Annotated in this window: 21 protein-coding genes; 18 read left to right on the top strand and 3 right to left on the bottom strand. The window is 45.8% G+C overall.

The window, feature by feature from the left end:
- Positions 1-14 precede the first annotated feature (14 nt).
- The 12 genes from NE638_RS02160 to NE638_RS02105 all read left to right on the top strand — a co-directional run bounded on the left by NE638_RS02160 (position 15) and on the right by NE638_RS02105 (position 11,941).
- Positions 15-938 (top strand): AEC family transporter, encoded by a 924-nt coding sequence (locus tag NE638_RS02160; protein ID WP_173745729.1) that lies wholly within the window; start codon positions 15-17, stop codon positions 936-938.
- Between the two features lie 360 nt (positions 939-1,298).
- Complete coding sequence (locus NE638_RS02155) at positions 1,299-1,946, top strand: L-rhamnose mutarotase (RefSeq protein ID WP_015526977.1); 648 nt, start codon at positions 1,299-1,301, stop codon at positions 1,944-1,946.
- Between the two features lie 324 nt (positions 1,947-2,270).
- Positions 2,271-2,969 carry a phosphatase PAP2 family protein gene (locus NE638_RS02150; RefSeq protein WP_173745728.1) on the top strand — a complete coding sequence of 233 codons (699 nt, stop codon included), beginning with the start codon at positions 2,271-2,273 and terminating at the stop codon, positions 2,967-2,969.
- A complete protein-coding gene (locus NE638_RS02145) occupies positions 2,969-3,991 on the top strand; it encodes a lysylphosphatidylglycerol synthase transmembrane domain-containing protein (protein WP_173745727.1) in 1,023 nt (340 codons plus the stop codon). The genes NE638_RS02150 and NE638_RS02145 overlap by 1 nt, the downstream gene beginning before the upstream one ends.
- Positions 3,992-4,101: 110 nt before the next feature.
- On the top strand, positions 4,102-4,785 hold the full coding sequence (locus tag NE638_RS02140; RefSeq protein ID WP_021650799.1) for a CDP-alcohol phosphatidyltransferase family protein: 684 nt from the start codon (positions 4,102-4,104) through the stop codon (positions 4,783-4,785).
- Positions 4,782-5,648, top strand: a complete 867-nt coding sequence (locus NE638_RS02135) for a phosphatidylserine decarboxylase (RefSeq protein WP_021650800.1) — start codon at positions 4,782-4,784, stop codon at positions 5,646-5,648. Before NE638_RS02140 ends, NE638_RS02135 begins: the two co-directional genes overlap by 4 nt.
- 224 nt (positions 5,649-5,872) lie before the next feature.
- On the top strand, positions 5,873-6,553 hold the full coding sequence (locus tag NE638_RS02130) for a response regulator transcription factor (protein WP_015526981.1): 681 nt from the start codon (positions 5,873-5,875) through the stop codon (positions 6,551-6,553).
- Complete coding sequence (locus NE638_RS02125; protein ID WP_161208718.1) at positions 6,550-8,067, top strand: sensor histidine kinase; 1,518 nt, start codon at positions 6,550-6,552, stop codon at positions 8,065-8,067. The genes NE638_RS02130 and NE638_RS02125 overlap by 4 nt, the downstream gene beginning before the upstream one ends.
- Before the next feature lie 146 nt (positions 8,068-8,213).
- Positions 8,214-8,843: an imidazole glycerol phosphate synthase subunit HisH gene (hisH, locus tag NE638_RS02120; protein ID WP_021650803.1), complete on the top strand. Its 630-nt coding sequence runs from the start codon at positions 8,214-8,216 to the stop codon at positions 8,841-8,843.
- 2 nt (positions 8,844-8,845) lie between these two features.
- Positions 8,846-9,604, top strand: a complete 759-nt coding sequence (hisF, locus tag NE638_RS02115; protein ID WP_059085355.1) for an imidazole glycerol phosphate synthase subunit HisF — start codon at positions 8,846-8,848, stop codon at positions 9,602-9,604.
- A 21-nt stretch (positions 9,605-9,625) separates the two neighbouring features.
- Entirely contained in the window at positions 9,626-10,300 is a 675-nt protein-coding gene (gene ung / locus NE638_RS02110; RefSeq protein WP_021650805.1) for a uracil-DNA glycosylase, read from the top strand.
- A gap of 15 nt (positions 10,301-10,315) precedes the next feature.
- Positions 10,316-11,941 carry a putative polysaccharide biosynthesis protein gene (locus tag NE638_RS02105; RefSeq protein ID WP_021650806.1) on the top strand — a complete coding sequence of 542 codons (1,626 nt, stop codon included), beginning with the start codon at positions 10,316-10,318 and terminating at the stop codon, positions 11,939-11,941.
- Positions 11,942-12,124: 183 nt separating this feature from the next.
- On the opposite strand, the gene pepT is transcribed toward NE638_RS02105, so the two are convergent.
- A complete protein-coding gene (gene pepT / locus NE638_RS02100; RefSeq protein ID WP_173745726.1) occupies positions 12,125-13,351 on the bottom strand; it encodes a peptidase T in 1,227 nt (408 codons plus the stop codon).
- Between the two features lie 188 nt (positions 13,352-13,539).
- On the opposite strand from pepT, the gene uraA reads away from it, so the two are divergent.
- From uraA to xerD, 6 genes are all read left to right on the top strand, one after another.
- Positions 13,540-14,790 carry a uracil permease gene (gene uraA / locus NE638_RS02095; RefSeq protein WP_173745725.1) on the top strand — a complete coding sequence of 417 codons (1,251 nt, stop codon included), beginning with the start codon at positions 13,540-13,542 and terminating at the stop codon, positions 14,788-14,790.
- A 264-nt stretch (positions 14,791-15,054) separates the two neighbouring features.
- Positions 15,055-16,107, top strand: a complete 1,053-nt coding sequence (gene recA / locus NE638_RS02090; protein ID WP_173745724.1) for a recombinase RecA — start codon at positions 15,055-15,057, stop codon at positions 16,105-16,107.
- A 3-nt stretch (positions 16,108-16,110) separates the two neighbouring features.
- Positions 16,111-16,599, top strand: coding sequence for a regulatory protein RecX (locus NE638_RS02085; protein WP_173745723.1), 489 nt, complete (start codon positions 16,111-16,113; stop codon positions 16,597-16,599).
- Between the two features lie 140 nt (positions 16,600-16,739).
- The gene (gene rny, locus NE638_RS02080; RefSeq protein WP_021650814.1) at positions 16,740-18,299 is read left to right on the top strand and encodes a ribonuclease Y; all 1,560 of its coding nucleotides are present in this window, start codon (positions 16,740-16,742) and stop codon (positions 18,297-18,299) included.
- Between the two features lie 131 nt (positions 18,300-18,430).
- Positions 18,431-19,039 carry a stage II sporulation protein M gene (locus NE638_RS02075; RefSeq protein WP_092069579.1) on the top strand — a complete coding sequence of 203 codons (609 nt, stop codon included), beginning with the start codon at positions 18,431-18,433 and terminating at the stop codon, positions 19,037-19,039.
- Positions 19,040-19,218: 179 nt separating this feature from the next.
- Entirely contained in the window at positions 19,219-20,103 is an 885-nt protein-coding gene (xerD, locus tag NE638_RS02070; RefSeq protein WP_015526990.1) for a site-specific tyrosine recombinase XerD, read from the top strand.
- Between the two features lie 139 nt (positions 20,104-20,242).
- On the opposite strand, the gene NE638_RS02065 is transcribed toward xerD, so the two are convergent.
- Complete coding sequence (locus NE638_RS02065; protein WP_015526991.1) at positions 20,243-21,274, bottom strand: 3-deoxy-7-phosphoheptulonate synthase; 1,032 nt, start codon at positions 21,272-21,274, stop codon at positions 20,243-20,245.
- Between the two features lie 42 nt (positions 21,275-21,316).
- A complete protein-coding gene (locus tag NE638_RS02060) occupies positions 21,317-22,651 on the bottom strand; it encodes a polysaccharide biosynthesis protein (RefSeq protein ID WP_173745722.1) in 1,335 nt (444 codons plus the stop codon).
- Positions 22,652-22,695 lie beyond the last annotated feature (44 nt).

Raw genomic sequence — 22,695 nt, 5'->3', positions numbered from 1 at the left:
GGAGGGGAGAAAAAATGATAACTTTACAATTATTGCAGCAGATCATCGTATTTTTTCTGATGATGTCCTGTGGATTTACAGTGGTAAAATGCGGACTTATCGATGCAAAAAGCAGCAGGACACTTTCAGTCATCTGTATCTACATCATCATGCCCTGTGTAATGATCAATGCTTTTCAGATCGAATATTCCAGAAGCATCCGGAATGGCTTCCTTCTGGCAGTGGCAGCGGCCATCCTGATCCATATTTTTCTTCTGGTATTTGTACAGATCATCGGCAAGCCACTGAAATTAAGTGTGGTAGAAAAAGAATCCATCATCTATTCCAATTCCGGAAATCTGGTGATCCCTCTTGTAACGGTAGTTCTTGGTGAAAAATGGGTGATCTATGCCAGTGCTTTCCTGAGTGTGCAGATGATCCTGATGTGGACCCACGGACAGTCGCTGATGGAGGCGAAGGCCGGCATCAACTGGAAAAAAATCCTCTGCAACATCAATCTGATCGCTATTGTCCTTGGCATCGTTCTGTTCTTCACGCAGATCAGACTGCCGGTGATTCTTGGAAATACCATGAGCCAGATTTCAGCCACCCTGGGACCGGTATGTATGATCATGCTTGGAATGACCATGACGGAGGTAAAATGGAAAGATATTTTCAGCCATTCCAGGATCTATCTGATCACGATCTTGAAAATGGTGGTGACTCCACTGCTTATACTGTTGTTTTTGAAGTATCTGCCCTTGGCTTCAATGGTAAAGGATGGAAAAACCATTCTGCTTATCAGTCTGATGGCAGTGATCACACCGTCGGCAACAACGATTGTACAGCTGGCACAGCTCTACGATCAGGACCCGGTCTATGCCAGCACCATCAATGTAATGACAACGCTGGTAAGTATCATAACCATGCCACTGATGGTCATGTTGTATCTTGCCTGAGCATCTCAGGGAATCGTTACGGATAACTTTGTGTCAGGCAACACGCTTTGCGGAATATTATCTGGTTACTGTTCACTGGTAATATTCCGCGAGGTGTTTTTTGTGAGCGAAGGTCACAGAAAACCCGAGACATACCGCGCGGATTTATGCGATTAGCATAAATCCTGTGCATTGCGAAGCGTGTTGCTGAGAACGGAGTGAACAGTAACATTACCTGTGAACAGTGATCGGAAATTCTGCCCTCATAATTGTAAAAACAAAATAAAAGTGATAGAATCAAATCATATGAGGGCAGAAGAACTACATCTGCTCATAGTAGAAAACATAGCACAGGATCATCAAAACAGGGGGATAGCATAAATGGAACGACATGCTTTTGCAATGAAAGTAAAAGAAGGAAAAATGAATGATTACCGTAAGACCTTAGGCGAGATCTGGCCGGAGCTTACTGCATATCTTGACCGTAACGGCATCCATAATTTCAGCATCTGGAATGCGGCAGACCTGATCTTCGGATATTACGAAAATGCAGACGGAGAGGTGATCTCTCCGGAAGAGGAGAAAGTAAAGGCAGCATTGACTGAAAAGATCGGAGATACCTTTACCTGGATCTCTACTCCTGGAAAAGACATGCGCCTGATGTATCATAATTTTGGTGTTGTGAGAGAAAACAAAGAGCTGATCCGCCACAGAATGTTCATGACAAAATTAAAAGACGGCTGTGAGGAAGAATATAAAGCCCGTCATGACGGACTTGTGGCGCAGAGAGGCGAAACAATAGATCCGGGCCCGGACAGCAACTTCAGCATCTGGAGTGCAGGCGGATATATTTTTGGATATGATGAGATCGACACAACTATGGAAGTGGAAGAAACACCGGAAGCAAGAGAGGCAACCATCGCATGGGAGACACGCCAGCTCGGGATCATGGACTGGATCACCAACGATGTGGACTGGATGACAAAAGAAGTACATCCATCCAGTGTACGTCTTGCATGGCATAATTAAAAAATGGGAAAATAAAAAGGAAGGAGGCCGGGGCTTTGTTTGGAGGTAGCCCCGGCAGTATGAAAAAGAAAAAAGTGTTATCAAAGGTAGTACCCTTTGCACATCTAATAATATACTCATATTTTGTGGTCATTCTGTGACGTCATTCTGAAAAAAGTATGAACAAAAAAGAAAAAATAACTGAACTCAAATCTTAACAATTCTTAAACTTTCCATATTTAGTTGAAACCATACGCCCCGACTGTTATACTGTGACTAGCAGATGTTAGCAGGAGAAGAATATGTTTTATTCCTGATATCAATAAAATAATGAGGCGTGAATTTATGAAACGTTTTTGGAAATATGTAACAGGGATCGTACCTGTGTACGGGCTTTTTCCCCTTGTTTTTTCATTTGTATTTAACTGTCTTGTATATTCCGGTTCAAGGGCGATCGCAGGCGGTTGGTATCATCACAATATAGAAAGTAATCTTGATCTGCGGCTCCCATTTGTGCCGCAGTTTTTGATTATCTATTTTGGATGTTATGTATTTTGGGCAGTGAATTATATCCTTGCGGCAAGGCAGGAGCGGGAACAGGTTTACCGTTTTTTTACTGCGGATATTATATCCCGTTGTGTGTGTCTGATCATATTTCTGGCATATCCCACTACCAATACAAGACCGGTGATCGAAGGAAACGGGATCTGGGATCTGCTGGCCGGCTGGCTGTATTCCATTGATGCGGCAGATAACCTGTTTCCATCTATCCATTGTCTGGTAAGCTGGTTCTGTTTTCTGGGGATCAAGGATCAGAAAAGAATTCCGACATGGTATAAGGGGGTATCGTTTACACTGGCTGTGCTGGTTTTTCTGTCTACCATTTTTACCAAGCAGCATGTACTTGTGGATGTGGCAGGTGGCGTGATCCTGGCTCAGGTATGCTTTATTCTGGGACAGAAAACAAAACTCTGGCATATTTATGAACGGTTTGGAACTAAAATTGAAAAGAAGATCAACAGCTATACAGAAGGTGTCAAGTGATGAAGAGCAGAAAAAAGATCATATTTAACGGAGTGTTCCTGGCAGTAGTTTTTGCCCTGACTATCTACGGCGTTTTTCACGGAGAAGACCTGTCTTCCATGATGGATGCCATACATAGGGCAGATAAACGGTGGCTGCTTCCGGGAATTGCACTGGTAGCATTTTTTATCTGGGGGGAATCCATCATTATCTGGTATATGATGCGTTCCAGCGGGATCCATCTGAAAAAAAGAACCTGCTTTCTGTTTTCGTCTGTAGGATTCTTTTTCAGCTGTATCACACCATCCGCCAGCGGCGGACAGCCCATGCAGATCTACTATATGAAAAAAGAGAAGATTTCCATTCCGGTGTCAACGGTGATCCTGATGATCGTGACGATTACCTATAAGCTGGTGCTTGTGGTGATCGGTATTGGGATCGCGATTTTCGGAAGAGGATTTCTTCACAAATACCTGGAAGGAATCCTGCCGGTGTTTTATCTGGGACTGATGCTGAATATCTTCTGTGTCACTTTTATGACCATTCTGGTATTTCACCCGCTTTTTGCAAAAGCGATCCTGGTGAAGGGAATGAAGCTTCTGGAACGGTTTCATCTGATACGGAAAAAAGAGGGACGGCTGAAAAAACTGGAAGCTTCCATGGATACTTACCGAAATACTGCGGCATATCTGAAGAATAATCCGCTGGTGATCGTTAAAGTAATAGAGATCACTTTTATCCAGCGTATGGCACTGTTTGCAGTAACCTGGTTCGTATATCAGGCTTTTGGACTCCATGGAACCGGTTTCTGGGATATCCTTTTTCTCCAGGCAGTGATATCGGTATCTGTGGATATGCTGCCGCTTCCGGGAGGAATGGGAATCAGTGAGACTTTGTTTCTTACCATTTTCAGTCCGGTATTCGGTGGCCTGCTGCTTCCGGGAATGGTGCTTAGCAGAGGGCTGGGATATTACGGAGAGCTGCTGATCAGTGCGGTGTTTACTGCGGTGGCTCAGCTCACTATCGGAAAAAAGGAATCCTGAATAGATTTGATCGAATGCAGATCGCGGAGATCTGCTTGACCCAGATCAGGTAAGTCTCCTGTGGGACTGTGAATATAGCCTGACATGAAAAAGAAAAAAGAGGTGTGCAAATGATAGGATTTTATGATTACACGGTAATAATGACTTACATAAGCGTAGTTTCTTCCATGATCGGAATCTTCTGCGCTGTGACGGACCATATTTCAGCAGCGGTGTGCTGTCTTGCATTTTCCGGACTGTGCGATATGTTTGACGGAAAGATCGCAAGAACTAAGAAGAACAGAACGGAGGAAGAGAAATGCTTCGGGATCCAGATCGATTCCCTTGCAGATATCGTCTGTTTCGGGATCCTTCCCATTGTGCTAGGATTTAAGCTTGGAATGTGTCATATTTACGGAATAGCTATTCTTTTATTTTACGGTCTGGCAGGCCTGATCCGTCTGGCATACTTCAATGTTATGGAGGAAAAACGTCAGAATGAAACCTCCGAAAACCGAAAATATTATCAGGGACTTCCCATCACATCCATGTCTGTGGTCCTGCCGCTTCTATTTGTGGTATCCCTGCTTTTTCCGGAGTATAAATGGTTTGTGGTGCTCCTTCATATCGCAATGCTGACGGTAGGACTTCTGTTTATCCTGGATTTTAAATTCCGTAAGCCCACCAACAGGGAGCTGGTGATCATTGTTGCGGTAGTTGCTGTGGCAGTTCTTCTTGTACTTTTCTACAACGAAGGATGGTGGAAGTTCAATTATCTCTATAAGCTTTCCATGGAGAGAGGGGGTAATCTATGATCCGGACAGCGGACAGAATGGGGCATATTACAGAGGAGGATTCCTTTCAGAACAACCTTCTGGAAAAAATCTACGGTTCTGTAGCCGGACGCATGCTGATCCGGCCGCTGGTCACTCCTGTTGTTTCCATTGCCATGGGATGGATTCTGGATTCCAGGCTTTCGGCAGCAGCGGTGAAACCCTTTATACGGTTCAATCATCTGGATATGAGTGATTATGAAAAGCGTAAATATACTTCCTACAATGATTTTTTCAAGCGGAAGATCCGGGAGGGTGCCCGCCATATTGATATGGAACCGGGACATTTTATTAGTCCCTGTGACTGCAGGGTGAGTGTGTATCCGGTAGATGAAAAAGCCCGTCTTCATATCAAACAGACCGAATATACCATAGAGGAGCTTCTCAGGAATCCTTTTCTTGGAAAGAGATATCAGGGTGGCTATGTGTGGGTGCTTCGTCTCTGTGTTCAGGATTATCACAGATATATTTATCCGGACAATGCGGCGGAGTCCGGACGCATCAGGATCCCGGGGATCCTGCATACAGTCAACCCCGTGGCCAATGATGCCTATCCGATCTACAAGGAAAACAGCAGAGAGTATTCTCTTTTGAAAACAGAGAATTTCCGTACCGTGCTGATGATGGAGGTAGGTGCTCTTCTTGTCGGAAGAATCGAAAACCGGCCAGGGAAAGCATTTGTGAAACGGGGAGACGAAAAAGGAAATTTTGCTTTCGGCGGCTCCACCATTGTGCTGATCACCGAAAAAAATGCGGTAAAGCCGGATGAAGATATTTTAAACAATTCCCGTGAAGGAATTGAAACAAGAGTATTCATGGGAGAAAAGATCGGAGAATCCTTTTAGAGGGTTCTCCTTTTTTGCGGATAAAATTAAAAAAATGAAATTACGTTCACACACACAACACAAACCTGTGATATATTATGAGCAGTAGCAAAGCGGAATGGAAATATCCGCTTTAGAATGAACCGGAAGTAAAAGCTCAGCTTTTTGTAAAGAGGGATGATACAGAGCATTTCGGGCTGTCAGCAGCTGCCCGGAACAGCGACTGAGAAACGGAGGAAGATAGAATGGATGCATTAAAAATTCTTGTAGTAGATGACGAGAGCAGAATGAGAAAACTGGTAAAGGATTTTCTCACCAAAAAGAATTTCCAGGTATTGGAAGCAGGTGACGGTGAGGAGGCCATGGATATTTTTTATAAAGAAAAGGATATTGCGCTTCTGATCCTGGATGTGATGATGCCGAAGATGGATGGCTGGGAAGTATGTCGTGAGATCCGCAAAAATTCCAAGGTTCCCATCATTATGCTGACAGCAAGAGGAGATGAGCGTGATGAGCTTCTGGGATTTGAACTCGGGGTGGACGAATATATTTCCAAACCCTTCAGCCCCAAGATCCTTGTAGCACGTGTAGAAGCCATTCTTCGAAGAACGGGACAGAGCAACCCGGATGAGATACTTTCAGCAGGTGGGATTGTCATTGACAAGGCAGCGCATCAGGCAACGGTAGATGATAAACCGATGGATCTGAGCTTCAAGGAATTTGAGCTTCTGACTTATTTCCTGGAGAATGAGGGAATCGCTCTTTCCAGAGAAAAGATCCTGAATTCTGTGTGGAATTATGATTATTTCGGAGATGCCAGAACCATTGATACTCATGTCAAAAAACTGAGAAGTAAAATGGGCGATAAGGGCGAGTATATCAAGACAGTCTGGGGGATGGGCTATAAGTTTGAGGTAGGAGAATGAAAAAACCGAAGGAAAAAATAAAAAAGATCCACAGTCTCCGCCATCAGATCACAGCATACTTTATCGGTTTGCTGTTTTTATCCATTCTGACTATTACCGTGATCAACGGCGCCTTTCTTGAAAAATATTATGTGACAAAAAAGATCGATGTACTTCTGGACCTCCGAACAACTCTGGAAAATACAGATATTGACAAGATGATGAACAGCAACAGCTCGAAAGGTATGGAGAGTATTCCCGATGAGATCCAGAGAGCCTGCTCCAGAAACAATCTTTCCTGGGTTATCATTGACAGCAGCAATACCAGCTGGCTTTCCTGGGGCGAAAATGAAAAAATGCTTCAGAGCAAGCTGTTCGGATATGTCTATGATCTGGATGAGGACGGAGATAAGAGCCGGACCTTGAAGCAGGGTGACAATTATACCATCCAGCAGTCGCATGACCGGTTTGCGGGAATGGATTATGTGGAATGCTGGGGACAGCTGGATGAGGAACATTATTTTATCATAAGGACACCCCTTGAGAGCATCCGGGAGAGCGCTGATATTTCCAATAAGTTTTACTTTGCGGTAGGTCTGATGATCATAATCTTAAGTGGTCTGGTCATTATGGTCGTGACCAGGAGGATCACCCGTCCCATCAGTGAGCTTACGGAACTTTCCAGAAAAATGTCAGATCTGGATTTTGAGGCAAAATACGAGAGCAAGGTCGGCAATGAGATCGATGTTCTGGGAGATAATTTCAACCGGATGTCCTCACAGCTGGAGACTACCATCAGTGAACTGAAATCTGCAAATAATGAATTGCAGCGTGACATTGAGGACAAGATCAAGATCGACAAGATGCGAAAGGAATTTCTGGATAACGTATCCCATGAACTGAAAACTCCCATTGCCCTGATCCAGGGCTATGCAGAAGGCTTAAAAGAAAATATTTCTGATGATCCTGAGAGCAGAGAGTTCTATTGCGATGTCATTATGGATGAAGCCTCCAAGATGAATAAACTGGTAAAAAATCTTCTCACACTGAATCAGCTGGAATCCGGCAAAGATGCAGTTGTAATGGAGCGGTTTGATATCGTATCCCTGATCCGCGGCGTGCTTCAGACCATGAATATCATGATCGGGCAGAAGAATGCAAAAGTGATCTTTGAGGCGGAGAAGCCGGTTTATGTATGGGCCGATGAGTTTAAGATCGAAGAGGTTGTGACAAACTATGTAAGCAATGCCCTGAACCATCTGGAGGGAGAGAAAGAAATCGAGATCAAGCTGCAGGATGAGGGTAACCGTGTGAAGATCAGTGTGTTTAACACAGGGACTCCGATCCCTGAGGCAGATGTACCGAATCTCTGGAATAAATTTTATAAAGTTGATAAAGCGAGAACTAGGGAATACGGCGGAAGCGGTATCGGTTTATCCATTGTAAAGGCCATTATGGAAAGCATGAACCAGGAATATGGCGTGCAGAACTTTGATAATGGCGTGGAATTCTGGTTTACACTGGACCGGAAATAATAAAACTTTACCGTGATAATGTGAAAAAATGGGCGGCAGCAGAGAAAAGTCTTTGCAACCGCCTGTTTTTGCGTTATACTAAAGCAATGTAAATCGAAGGTGAGAGAGGAATATCGAGATACAAAAGAGCAGGAGGAAGCATTATTATGATAGGAATCATTGACTATGATGCAGGAAACATCAAAAGTGTGGAAAAAGCACTTCAGTATCTGGGACAGGAGACTGTCGTCTCAAGAGATCCCCAGGTGCTTCTGAAAGCGGATAAAGTAATCCTTCCGGGGGTTGGAAGCTTTGGTGATGCTATGGAAAATCTCAAAAAATACGGACTTGTTCCGGTAATACATGAGATCGTGGAAAAGGGAACACCCTTTCTTGGGATATGCCTGGGACTGCAGCTGCTTTTTGAGAGCAGTGATGAGACACCGGGAGTGGAAGGTCTTGGAATCCTGAAGGGGAAAATCCTGCGCATCCCGCCAAGTCCGGGACTGAAGATTCCGCATATGGGCTGGAATTCCCTGCATATTCAGAACAGCGGAAGATTATTTAAGGGTATTCCGGAAAACACCTACGTTTACTTTGTACATTCCTATTATCTTCAGGCAGAGGAGGAAGAAATCGTGAAAGCGACCACTCAGTACAGCACATGCATCCATGCGTCTGTGGAGAAGGGAAATGTATTTGCGTGTCAGTTCCATCCGGAAAAAAGCAGCCGGTGGGGCTTGAAGATCCTTGAGAATTTTGCGGCACTTGAGTCAGGCACCGGAAAGGAGGCATAATCATGTTTACAAAAAGAATCATTCCATGTCTGGATGTAAATAAAGGACGTGTAGTAAAAGGCGTGAATTTTGTTGATCTTAAGGATGCCGGAGATCCGGTGGAAATTGCCAAAGCTTACGATGCAGCCGGTGCGGACGAGCTTGTTTTTCTTGATATCACTGCCTCCTGCGAGGAGCGTGATACCGTGGTGGATATGGTAAGAGCTGTTGCAGCCAACGTATTTATCCCGTTTACCGTAGGCGGAGGAATCCGTACCGTAGATGATTTCCGGAAGCTTCTCCGTGAAGGTGCAGATAAGATTTCTGTAAATTCCGCAGCTATCGACCGTCCGGAGTTGATCCATGAGGCCGCACAGAAATTCGGAAGCCAGTGTGTAGTAGTTGCCATTGATGCCAAGAGAAGACAGGATGGCGGCTGGAATATCTACAAACATGGCGGAAGACTGGATACCGGTATTGATGCTCTTGAATGGGCAAAGAAGGTGGAAGAACTTGGCGCAGGTGAGATCCTTCTTACCAGCATGGACTGTGACGGAACCAAGGCCGGGTATGATATTGAACTTACAAGGGCCGTTGCAGATGCGGTTTCCATCCCGGTGATCGCCTCCGGTGGTGCCGGAACCCTGGAGCATTTTTATGATGCACTGACAGAAGGCGGAGCAGATGCGGCACTGGCAGCATCTCTGTTCCACTACAAAGAGCTGGAGATCCGGGAAGTGAAGGATTACCTTGCGGAAAAAGGAATTTCCGTGAGAAGATAAGTTGGATGAGAGGTGATAGATATGGCTCCTATAGCAGGAGACTGGCAGGAGGCACTGAAAGGTGAGTTTCATCAGCCCTACTATGCCAAACTTTATAAAACCGTGATGACAGAATACAGAACAAGAAAGATTTTTCCGCCGCCGGAAGATATGTTCAATGCGTTTCATTTTACGCCTCTGCATCAGGTAAAGGTTGTGATCCTGGGACAGGACCCTTATCACAATGACGGACAGGCTCATGGGCTTTGCTTTTCCGTAAAAAAAGGTGTGGAAACACCGCCATCTCTGGTGAATATTTATAAGGAACTTGAGGATGATATGGGATGTTATATCCCAAACAACGGTAATCTGGAAAAATGGGCAAAGCAGGGCGTGCTTCTTTTGAACACAGTGCTGACTGTACGTGCACATCAGGCTAATTCCCACAGAGGGATCGGCTGGGAACAGTTTACCGATGCGGCCATCCGGATCCTGGACCAGGAGGATCGCCCGATCGTGTTTCTTCTCTGGGGGCGGCCTGCTCAGATGAAGGCATCCATGCTTCATAATCCGAAGCATCTGATCCTGGAAGCACCACATCCAAGTCCCCTTTCTGCCTACCGGGGATTTTTCGGATGCAAGCATTTCAGCAAGGCTAATGAATTTTTGAAAGCCAATGGGGTAGAACCTGTTGACTGGCAGATTGAGAATATTTAAGTTAAGGAAAGTAAAATGGGTAAAAAAAATGATAACACACTTGTGAAAAACGCATCTTTTCTTATGGTTGCGGCGCTGATCTCCAAGATCATCGGAATGCTGTACAAGAGTCCGCTTTCAACTACACTGGGAAGTCAGAGCTTTGCACTTTTCCAGTTTGCACAGAATGTATATTTTATCCTGCTGATGATCGCGTCCTTCAGTATTCCTCAGGCTGTATCCAAGATCATGGCAGAGAAGATCGCTTTTCACAGATATAAGGATGCACAGAAGGTATTTTACGGTGCACTGATCTATGCGGCAGTTGCCGGCGGTATCGTGGCGCTGATCTGTGTATTTGGTGCAGGAATCCTGGTTCCGGACAGTATGGCTAACGCCCGTCTGGCACTGCAGATGCTTGCGCCCACAATTTTCATGTCCGGTCTCTGCGGTGTATTCCGTGGATATTTTCAGGCATACCGCAATATGATGCCTACATCGATCTCGCAGATCATTGAGCAGATCTTTGTGGCAACCTTTGCGCTTCTGATGTCACATGTATTTATCCAGCATTTTTCCGCAACAGGAGATATGGATCTGGTCCATCGCTGGGGTGCGGCAGGTGCTACCATGGGTACCGGAGCAGGTGTGGCTTCCGCGCTGATCTTTATGCTGATCGTTTATGGGGTAAACCGTAAGATCATCCGGAAAAGGATCGTCAATGACCGCCATTCTGTAAATGAGAGTATGGGTCATGTAATGAGTAATATCGTGCTCATCATCATGCCGATCATTCTCAGTGCTTTTATTTATAATGTAAACGGATATATCAACAGCTATATGTATTCCGGTATCATGGATATCAAGGGTGCTGCCAAGGACGTGATCCAGACCTTGTATTCCGAGTACGGATATTATATGACGCTGATCAATATCCCGCTTACCCTGGCAAGTACAGCACCGACATCTATGATCCCTGAGGTTTCCGCGCATTATGCAATGCACGATATTGAAGGTGCAAATATGAAGACAGACCGTGCCACATGGATCAGTATGCTGATCTCCATTCCGGCGGCAGTAGGTCTTGCAGTTCTTTCCGGACCGATCACGAGACTGATCTTCCCGGGAACCAATGGCGTAGGCGGACAGCTTCTGATCCTGGGAGGAATCACCATTATCCTGAATGGCAACTCCAATATCACCAACGGTGTACTTCAGGGAATCGGCAAGCCGAAGCTCCCGATGATCCATGCAGCCATTGCACTGGTGGCAGATGTGATAGCCATGGCCCTGCTGCTGGTATTTACCAATCTTGGTGTTTATACCATTGTCATCGCCCAGATCGTTTATGCAGTTGTGATGTGTCTTCTCAACGACCGTTCCATCAAGAAATATATGGGCTATAAGAATCCGTGGAGAAGTGCTTATTTAAGCCCGTTCCTTGCATCTATCCCGATGGGGGTTGTTGCGGGAGTGGTGTATTACGGTCTGTATGCACTGATCCATTCCAATGTGATCTGCCTAGGCATTTCCGTGATCCTGGCAGCAGTTGTATACTTTATTGTATATCTGTTTGTAAGCAAGCCCGGTGAAGAAGAGCTGGGTATGATGCCTGGTGGAAGATATATGAAGAAGCTGGCGAGAATGATGAAGATCATCTGATCTGTAAGTCCGATCAGTAAACGGCAATACAGTTATTCGGTGCAGAACTCAAAGTGAACACAGCTAGCATAGAAAAAAATACTCACAGATCTGTTTCGGCAAATTTCCAGCCGGAGGATCTGTGAGTATTTTTTCATTATATCAGATTTCAGGGAATGCAGACTTTCGAAGAAAAGTTTCTTTTCAGTCTTTTCTCTGTGAAAACAGTCTTATGATCTCCAGAGTAACGTTCACAGCGGCATCCATTCCTTCTGCTGTAATATGCTCATAAGGCCCGTGATAGGCATGTCCGCCGGTTCCGAGATTCGGGCAGGGCAGTCCCATAAAGCTTAACTGTGCACCGTCTGTGCCGCCGCGGATAGGCAGGATCAGCGGTGTGACACCGCAGCTGTGGCAGGCTTCCTCTGCCAGAGATATCAGCCATGGGCAGGTATCGATGATTTCTTTCATATTGCGGTATTGCTGGGTGATGGTAAGAGTTACGGTACCTTCCCCCCATTTTTCATTGAGGATCTCCGTGATATGTGTGAGCGTTTTCTGACGGATCTCAAAAGAAGCGGCATCGTGATCCCGGACAATATACTGAAGCTCAGCCTGGGAAACATCTCCTTTCATGGAACACAGATGGAAAAATCCTTCGTAGTCTTCTGTATTCCTGGGAGTGTCCGCTGCCGGAAGCATGGAGTTAAATTCCATGGCAACGAGGGCTGCGTTGATCATAGTATTTTTGGAAGAACCGGGATGTACATTAACACCCTGGAAGGTTACTTTTGCATTGCAGGCGTTAAAGTTTTCGTACTGGATCTCGCCTTCCGTATCACCGTCCAGGGTATATGCATAATCCGCACCGAATTTTTTTACATCAAAGTGGGCCGGTCCCATGCCGATCTCTTCATCCGGAGTAAAAGCAACGCAGAGAGGTCCGTGAGGTATTTTTTCCGTAAGGATATGCTCCAGCGCAGTGAGGATCTCTGCAATGCCGGCCTTGTCGTCTGCGCCCAGGATCGTGGTTCCGTCTGAGGTGATCAGGGTACGCCCGGCAAGTGAAGCAAGATGGGGGAACATTTCCGGGGAAAGAGTTCTGCCGCTTGTGCCGAGAGGGAGCTCTTTTCCATCGTAATCTTCTGTGATCATCGGTGTGACTGCATGGTCGCAGAAATCGGAAACCGTATCCATATGAGCAATAAAACCCAGTGCTTTGCAGTGCTCCAGACCTTCTGTAGCAGGAAGATGTGCATAAACGTAACAGTGTTCATCCAGAGACACATCAGAGATCCCAAGATCTTTCAGTTCCTCCACAAGAAGCCGGGCCAGGTCAAACTGGCACTGGGAAGAGGGGGAAGAAGAGCTTTCTTCATTGCTGGGTGTGGATATTTTTACATAGGATAGAAGTCGTTGGTATGCTTTCATAGAAGAATATTCCTTTCTGAAAAATTCCTTCCGGAACAGACGGCAGCTGTATTTATGGAATCCGCCTGTTTTTCCGGAGATAATAACAGTATACCACACAGTATCCGTATATTTTCAGAAAAAATCTCCCACGATGTGAAAACCTGTGCTATAATCTGTGAGATAATAAAAAACAGGAGGATTTGAGAGTGGAAAAAAGAATCATACAGGTCGAAGAAAAAGTACCTGCAAAGATGCTGATACCGTTAAGTATCCAGCACATGTTCGCCATGTTCGGAGCATCCGTACTGGTGCCATTCCTTTTTGGTATCAGTCCGGCTATTGTGCTTCTGATGAATGGTGTGGGAACACTCCTTTTTATTTTCATCACAAAAGGAAAGGCACCGGCTTATTTGGGCTCCAGTTTTGCCTTCCTTTCACCGGCTCTTCTGGTGATCAGCAAGTATGGATATGAGTATGCCCTTGGTGGTTTCGTTGTTCTGGGTATTGCTGGGATGTGTGTGGCAATGATTGTCCGCCAGTGCGGAACAGACTGGATTGATATCGTGCTTCCTACAGCGGCAATGGGACCGGTAGTGGCACTGATCGGTCTGGAGCTTGCGGGAAATGCGGCAAGTACGGCAGGGCTTCTGGACGATAAGGTAGATCCGAAGAATGTGATCGTATTTCTGGTCACACTTGGAGTTGCGGTATTCGGACAGATCCTGTTCCGGGGCTTCCTTTCTGTTATTCCGATCCTGATCGCGATCATTGCGGGATATGTGGCAGCAGGTGCATGTGGGCTTCTGGATTTTACACAGGTAAGGGAAGCGGCATTTTTGGCTCTTCCCAACTTTACATCTCCCAAATTTAATTTTGAGGCCATTATGACGATCTTTCCGGCCCTGCTTCTGGTAACCTCCGAGCATATCGGCCATCAGATCGTAACCGGAAAGATTGTTGGAAGGAATCTTCTGAAAGATCCGGGTCTTCACAGATCCCTGTTTGCAGATTTCTTCTCTACCACAGTTTCCGGATGCCTTGGTTCTGTGCCGACAACTACTTACGGTGAGAACATCGGTGTCATGGCAGTGACAAAGGTTTACAGTGTACAGGTGATCGGTGGTGCGGCAGTGCTTTCTATCTGCTGTTCCTTCCTTGGTAAACTGGCAGCCCTGATCAGTACCATTCCCGGTCCGGTGATCGGTGGGATTTCCTTCCTTCTTTACGGAATGATCGGAACCTCCGGCCTTCGTATGCTGGTTGACAATCACGTGGATTACAGCAAGTCCAGAAATCTGACGCTGACAAGCGTTGTCTTTGTTGTAGGTCTTTCCGGAATTGCCCTGAAGCTTGGAAATGTTGAGCTTACCGGTATGGTGCTGGCATGTGTGGTTGCCATGGCATTAAGCCTTGTATTCTATATTCTGGACAAACTGAAGCTGACAAACGATCAGTGACAGAAAATATATTGCATAAAAAGCAGATGAAGAGGGAAATCTTTTTATCTGCTTTTTTGCATTCAGAGAGAAAAAAGAAATCATGTATTGGAAGCCTTTTGTCGGATTTTCAGAGATCCTGTCAACAAAAAAACAGAGAGATTTTCAAGTATCTTATTGACAATCATTCCGTTTTATAATACTATGTAATACAGAAAACACGAACAAAGGTTCGAATTAAAGGAAACCTGATTAGAAAGAGAATAAAGAATAGGAGATTACATAATGATCAGTGAAGAGAAGCAGAAGGCGCTGGAAGCGGCTCTTGGAAATATTGAGAAACAGTTCGGTAAAGGCTCTGTCATGAAGCTGGGAGATTCCAGTTCCCATATGCAGGTGGAGGCAGTTCCCACAGGATGCTTAAGCCTGGATATCGCCCTTGGTGTAGGTGGTGTTCCCAAGGGACGTATCGTGGAGATCTACGGACCGGAGTCCAGTGGTAAGACAACGGTAGCCTTACATATGGTCGCTGAAGTGCAGAAGAGAGGCGGAATTGCAGGATTTATCGATGCGGAGCATGCTCTTGATCCTGTTTATGCCAAGAGTATAGGTGTTGATATCGACAACCTTTATATTTCACAGCCGGATAACGGAGAGCAGGCGCTGGAGATCACAGAGACTATGGTACGTTCCGGTGCTGTGGATATCGTGATCGTGGACTCTGTTGCAGCCCTGGTCCCCAAGGCTGAGATCGAAGGAGATATGGGAGACAGCCATGTAGGTCTGCAGGCCCGTCTGATGTCACAGGCACTCCGTAAACTGACAGCTGTTATCAGCAAGTCCAACTGCGTGGTGATCTTTATCAACCAGCTTCGTGAAAAGGTTGGAGTGATGTTTGGCAATCCGGAAACTACAACCGGTGGACGTGCGCTGAAATTCTATGCATCTGTCCGTATGGATGTACGCCGTGTGGAAACATTGAAGCAGGGTGGAGAGATGGTTGGAAACCACACCCGTGTGAAAGTAGTTAAGAACAAGGTGGCTCCGCCATTTAAGCAGGCAGAGTTTGATATCATGTTCGGAACCGGTATTTCCAGAGAGGGAGATATCCTGGATCTGGCTGCAGAATGCTCCATCGTAAACAAGAGCGGAGCCTGGTATGCATATGAAGGGGATAAGATTGGACAGGGACGTGAGAATGCCAAATTATTTCTGAGAGAGCATCCGGAGATCCGCGATGAGATCGAGAAGAAGGTTCGTGTACATTATCATCTGGATCCGGCAGATGAGACAGTAGAAGCAGCAGTACAGGCAGAAGATACAGAGAAGGAAGAGTAATCCATGCTGGATCTGGAAGAACGAAACCGTGCAAGAAAGAAAGCCATGCGGCTTCTGGAACATATGGACCGCACAGAGAAAGGCCTGACGGATAAACTCCGTCAGGCTGAATTTTCACCGGAGGCAGTAGAAGATGCCATTGCTTATGTGAAGTCCTATGGGTATATCAACGATGCCCGTTATGCCAGAACCTATATCTCCTTCCGCATGGAAACCAGGAGCCGTCAGAAGATCCTCTCGGAACTTCAGTTAAAGGGTGTGGACCGTCAGACTGCCCTAGATGCCTGGAATGAGATGGAAGAGCTTATGGAACCGGACGAGCGGGAGATATTACGCAGGACGATCGAGAAGAAATATGCGCCGGACACAGAGCTTGGTGAAGGACAGATGCGAAGGCTGTATGGATATCTGGCCAGACGAGCGTTCCGGTATGAGGATATTTCCCATACCCTGGAAGAAATGAACATCCGGGTGAACCGTGATATGGAATGACTCTGCGGAGAAAAAGAGCCAGTTTATATATGCTAACCAAAATCTGCTTTTTCATGAGAAAAACTTGACATAAATGTGAAAAACAGCTAAACTTGTATTGTTGTATTTGTACAATGAAAACTAAATAAGGAGGTGCTCCTGTGGCAGGCACAATTATCGGTGTTATTGTCGCTGTGGTAGTCACGCTACTTATTGCAGTTCCTGTTACTTGCAAGGTTGCTGTTGACAAGAAAGTACGTAAGGATGCGGAAATCATAGGTACAGCAGAGGATAAGGCAAGGAATATTCTTGATGAAGCATTGAAAGCAGCAGAGACCAAGAAACGTGAAACTTTACTTGAAGTAAAGGAAGAATCTCTGCGAACTAAAAATGAACTGGAAAGGGAAACCAAGGAACGGAGAAACGAGCTGCAGAGATACGAGAAGCGAGTTTTGTCAAAAGAGGAATCTGTTGACAAAAAAGCCAATGCAGTGGAGAAGCGTGAGCTGGAATGTACAGCGAAATTTAACGAGTTACAAGAAAAAGAAAAACGAGTAAATGAACTTGAGGAAAAAGGAGTACAGGAACTGGAACGAGTTTCAGGTCTTACCTCCGAACAGGCAAAAGAAGAATTACTGAAATCTGTAGAAGATGACGTAAAGGTGGATGTTGCAAGACTCTATAAAGAGCTTGAGAACAGAGCAAAGGAAGATGCCAATAAGAAAGCCAGGGAATATGTAGTCAATGCCATTCAGAAATGTGCAGTGGATCATGTTTCCGAGACAACGATTTCTGTGGTACAGCTTCCAAGTGATGAAATGAAGGGAAGGATCATCGGTCGTGAAGGCCGTAACATCCGTACACTTGAGACACTTACCGGTGTGGATCTGATCATTGATGATACACCGGAGGCAGTGGTACTCTCCGCATTTGATCCGATCAGGAGAGAGATCGCCAGAGTGGCTCTTGAGAAACTGATTGTGGATGGCCGTATCCATCCGGCAAGAATTGAAGAGATGGTAGAGAAAGCCCAGAAAGAAGTGGAAGCACAGATCCGGGAAGACGGTGAGAATGCTGCCATGGATGTAGGGGTACACGGAATCCATCCGGAACTTCTGAAGCTTCTTGGACGTATGAAATTCCGTTCAAGCTATGGACAGAATGCTCTGAGACATTCAATTGAGGTTGCACAGCTTTCCGGACTTCTTGCAGGAGAAGTTGGTGTGGATGTGCGTATGGCCAAGCGTGCCGGACTTCTTCATGACATTGGTAAATCCATTGACCATGAGGTAGAAGGTTCTCATATTCAGATCGGTGTAGATCTCTGCAAGAAATACAAGGAGTCCCCGATCGTTATCAACACGGTTGCGTCTCATCATGGTGATGTGGAGCCGGAATCTCTGATCGCGTGTATTGTACAGGCTGCTGATGCAATTTCCGCAGCAAGACCTGGAGCAAGACGTGAGACCCTGGAAACCTATACCAATCGTCTGAAACAGCTTGAGGATATCACCAATGAATTCAAGGGTGTAGAGAAATCTTTTGCTATTCAGGCAGGAAGAGAAATTCGTGTTATGGTCGTGCCGGATCATGTAAGTGATGCAGATATGGTTCTCCTTGCAAGAGATATTGCAAAGCAGATCGAGGCAGAGCTTGAGTATCCTGGACAGATCAAAGTTAATGTGATCCGTGAAAGCAGAGCGGTTGACTACGCAAAATAAGCTTTCAATGGAAGAAAGTTCTGGAAATATCAAAGGCCGGACAGCTTTTTAGCTGGCCGGCCTTTTTTTGTCATGTGGAAAAACGGTCATATTACTGGAAAAACAGGCGTAAACTGGTACAGGGTGAGTAAATGGAGAGTAAGACAGAGAACCGGAAGTGGAAAAATGCCGGACGTTTTCCGGCGGAGCTTCTTTTTATGACCGGATTTTTTGCGGGAAATGTGTTGCCGAATCTGATCTGGAAAATGGAGTGGAAACAGAAAACCCTGGCTTCTTTTTATCTGATCCGCAGCTTTGCAGGAAAAGATATTTCCGGCGGAGCTTATTTCCTGGAAGTGCTGCGACGAAGAGGAGGTTTTTTTCTTCTGTTGTTTTTATGCGGATTTACAATATTCGGAGTGCCTTTGACGGTCGCATATATGCTGTTTTTGGGAATGGAGACAGGAATGATCCTGGCATTATCGGTTCTGGAATTTGGTATTTATGGCGGTGTGGCCGGCGCCGGACTTCTGATGCCGCAGTATCTGGTCTATATTCCGGCGTATTTTTATCTTGCAGGTATCGTATACAGACAATCGTATGGGATCTGGAAAAATTATGGACTTGTGCCGCAGAAAACAGGGGCTTATTTTCGGCAGGGGATCACAGTTTTTCTGCTGTATACAGGAGGAATCCTCGCAGAAAGTTTTCTGAATCCTTGGATCGTAGAAAAAGTTATAAAGGGCCTGAAATTTTTTTGAGGAAAATTTCCACAATATCTAGTGATGGTTTCCATAAAATCTGCGATATTTGGTGGTTTGTGCCGGAAAGTGTTGAAATTGTGCGGTTTTACGATGAAAAACTGTTTGATTTTATGTAAAATTCACAGTATAATTCAGTCATAAACGAGTATGATTTTAGAGAAACGGGATGCAGAGAAATGGACATAGAGATACGGGAATTTATTACATATTTACATAATAGAAAAAGGACGTCACATAATACAGAAGTATCTTACCAGAGAGACCTGAAGAAGATGGCAGTGTATTTTGCAGATCGTGGGATCTATGATATCCGAGATGTAGGAGAACTGGAGCTGGAAGGCTATCTCAGCTATATGGAGAGAGGACAGTTCGCTTCCTCAACGATCTCCAGAAATGTAGCATCTATCCGTGCCTTGTTTCAGTATCTTTATCAGGAGAACAGGATCGAGAGGGATCCGTCTCTGGAACTGAAGCCGCCCAAGGTTGAGAAGCGGATGCCGGAGATCCTTACTGTGGATGAGGTAGACCGCCTTTTGAAACAGCCGGATCTGAATACACCGAAGGGAATCCGGGACAGTGCCATGCTGGAGCTTTTGTATGCTACAGGAATGCGCGTCAGTGAACTTTTGCGGCTGAATCTGGAGGATCTCAATCTGCGGCTTGGTTATGTAGTCTGTCACGATGAGGATAAGGAACGGGTGATCCCGATAGGAAATGTATGCAAAACAGCCATGGAGAAATATCTGAAGGAAGCCCGTGGAAAATTTGTGAAAGAAAATGAGACGGAGAGTCTTTTTACCAACTGTTCAGGAAAATCCATGAGCAGACAGGGATTCTGGAAGGTTCTGAAGGGATATGCAGAGGAAGCCGGGATTCAGCATGATATCACGCCGCATACACTGAGACATTCTTTTGCCGCACATATGCTGCAGAATGGAGCGGACGTGAAGAGTGTGCAGGAAATGCTTGGACATTCGGATATTTCCACCACACAGGTCTATCTGAATTTTGGCGTTGCGAAAATGCGAGACGTATATATGAAAGCACATCCGAGGCATTGATCTGTAAGAAATAATATAAAAAACGCGTTCAAAAAAGAACCGGCAGCTTCCAAAATGGAAGAATGCCGGTTCTTTTTTTGAACATAAAGTGTAAAAGGATCACAAATGTCTGTTCCCTGAAGTGCAGATCAGACAGAACTTAGCAATTTTCAGCGATCGTGTAAAGCAGCTTCTCAGACTCATCCCAACCAAGGCAGGCATCTGTGATGGATTTTCCGTAGATGTGATCTCCGCCGATCTTCTGGTTGCCTGGCTCGATATAGCTCTCGATCATGAGACCCTTTACCATGGAGTGAAGCTCAGGATCTACCTGACGGCTGTGAAGAACCTCACTTGCGATACGAACCTGCTGCTCGTAATGCTTGTTGGAGTTGGAGTGGTTGGTATCCACGATCACTGCCGGGTTGGCAAGGTTCTTTGCATGGTATTTGTCATAGAGAAGACGAAGATCCTCGTAATGGTAGTTCGGGATCGCTTCCCCATGCTTGTTTACTGCACCGCGAAGGATTGCGTGAGAGAGTGGGTTGCCGGTAGTCTCAACCTCCCAGCTTCTGTAAATAAAACGATGAGCGCCCTGTGCTGCAACAATGGAGTTCAGCATAACGCTGTAGTCACCACTGGTAGGGTTCTTCATACCAGCCGGAACATCCATGCCGCTGACAGTCAGTCTGTGCTGCTGATCTTCAACAGAACGTGCGCCTACAGCAACGTAGGAAAGCAGATCAGAGAGATAACGGTAGTTCTCCGGGTAAAGCATCTCATCTGCACAGGTGAAGCCACTTTCGCGGATAGCACGCATGTGCATCTTGCGGATCGCGATCAGTCCGGCAAGAAGGTTCGGTTTTTTCTCAGGATCCGGCTGATGGACCATTCCCTTGTATCCTTCACCGGTCGTACGTGGCTTGTTTGTGTAAACACGCGGGATGATAAGGACTTTATCCTCGATCTTTTCCTGAACTTTGCGAAGTCTTAAAAGATAATCGCATACGGCATCTTCGTTATCTGCAGAACATGGTCCGATGATAGCGAGGAATTTATCGGATTTTCCGGTGAAAACGTCGCGAATCTCAGCATCGCGTTTCTCCTTGAGCGCCTGAAGTTCAGCATCGAGCGGATACTGATTGCGGATTTCCTCAGGAGTTGGCAGTTTTTTTATGAATTCAAAACTCATAGTACTTTATTCCTCCATAACTATAGACATTTCGATTATTTATTATAAACGATTATTGGCCGATTGTCGATAGGGAAATTTTAGCGCTTTCACGTGTAGAAGAGTAAGCAGCAGCTCACCCAGAAAAATTCCGTAAAAATAGCCTCGGATCCCCGTTGCCGGAATTATAAAAACAACGGAGAAAATACGGATGAGAATGCCGGCAATACTGTGGATCAGGCAGAGCCCCGGTTTTCCAAGTCCCTGCAGGATGCTGGTGAGCATGGTGTTTGTATAAAGAAAAGGACAGATAAAAGACAGATACCGTATGTAGGTTCCGGCAGTCTGGCTGTGAAAAAGCAATGCTCCGAGGAATGGGCCAAAAAGAAAGAATCCGCTTCCGCATAGAAATCCCAGGAACATGCACAGAAAAAAGGTCTGTTCTGTGACACGGCGGATCTGCTTCTGCTTTCCCAGTGCATCAAGCTGTGCGATGGAAGGCATCAGCATTACAGCGGCGGAAGACGTAAGTGTGGAAGGAAACAGGAGCAGGGGCAGTGCCATTCCTGTAAAGATCCCATAGATCTTCAGTGAGTCTGAGGCTGTCATGCCGGAACGCAGAAGCATCTGTGGGATCAGGACCGCTTCTATGCTGCCGAGAAGTGTCAGAAGGATCCTGTTCAGGGAAATGGGAAAAGACAGTGTGAAAAGGTCCTTTATCAGCGGAAAGATCCTGACGGGAGTCTTTTCGTGTACAGGGTGATTTCCGAAATGAAAGGAAACTACCAGCAGCGACACCAGCGAAGCGGCAGTCTCTCCGGCAAGGGAACCTCCCGCTGCGATCAATGCAGTGATCGGACGTCCTTCGGAAAGAAAGATCAGATACAGGATATAGGTAGTGCCGATCCGTGCAGACTGCTCCGAGAGCTGCACGGCTGCCGGAACAGAGGCTTTTTTCCGGGCATAATAATAGCTGTCAATGCAGGAATGAATGGCACAGAGAGGAATACTGACAGCTGTTATGCGAAGAAGACCGGCAGTTTGCGGTGTTTTCAGAATTGCGGAAGCAAAAAAATATGCGTGCTGAAAAAGCAGAAAACCGGCTGCAGCAGAAAAAAAGACAGCCATAAGTGTTCCTGTGACAAGCGAAAAACGTGCCTCCTTTTTCTCCTGAAGGGCAAGTCTGGACGCGATCAGGCGTGAAAGGGCAGACTGGATCCCTGTATAGGATAAAGCGGCCATAAGTCCCTGGAGAGGAAGAACCAGCTGATACAAACCAAGACCTTCCGCACCAATGGCATGGGAGAGGAATATTCTATAAAAGAAACCTGCGATACGGCTGATAAGGCCTGTGCAGGCAAGAATCAGGGTTCCTTTGAGAAATATTTTTTTTGACATGGATAACCTTGAGTCTTTTTTGTCAGTATATGAAGAAGTTAGTC

It is taken from the genome of Blautia sp. MSK.18.38, assembly GCF_024460535.1.
Taxonomy (GTDB): Bacteria; Bacillota; Clostridia; order Lachnospirales; family Lachnospiraceae; genus Blautia_A; species Blautia_A fusiformis.
This window is presented reverse-complemented; position numbering and strand designations above follow the sequence as displayed.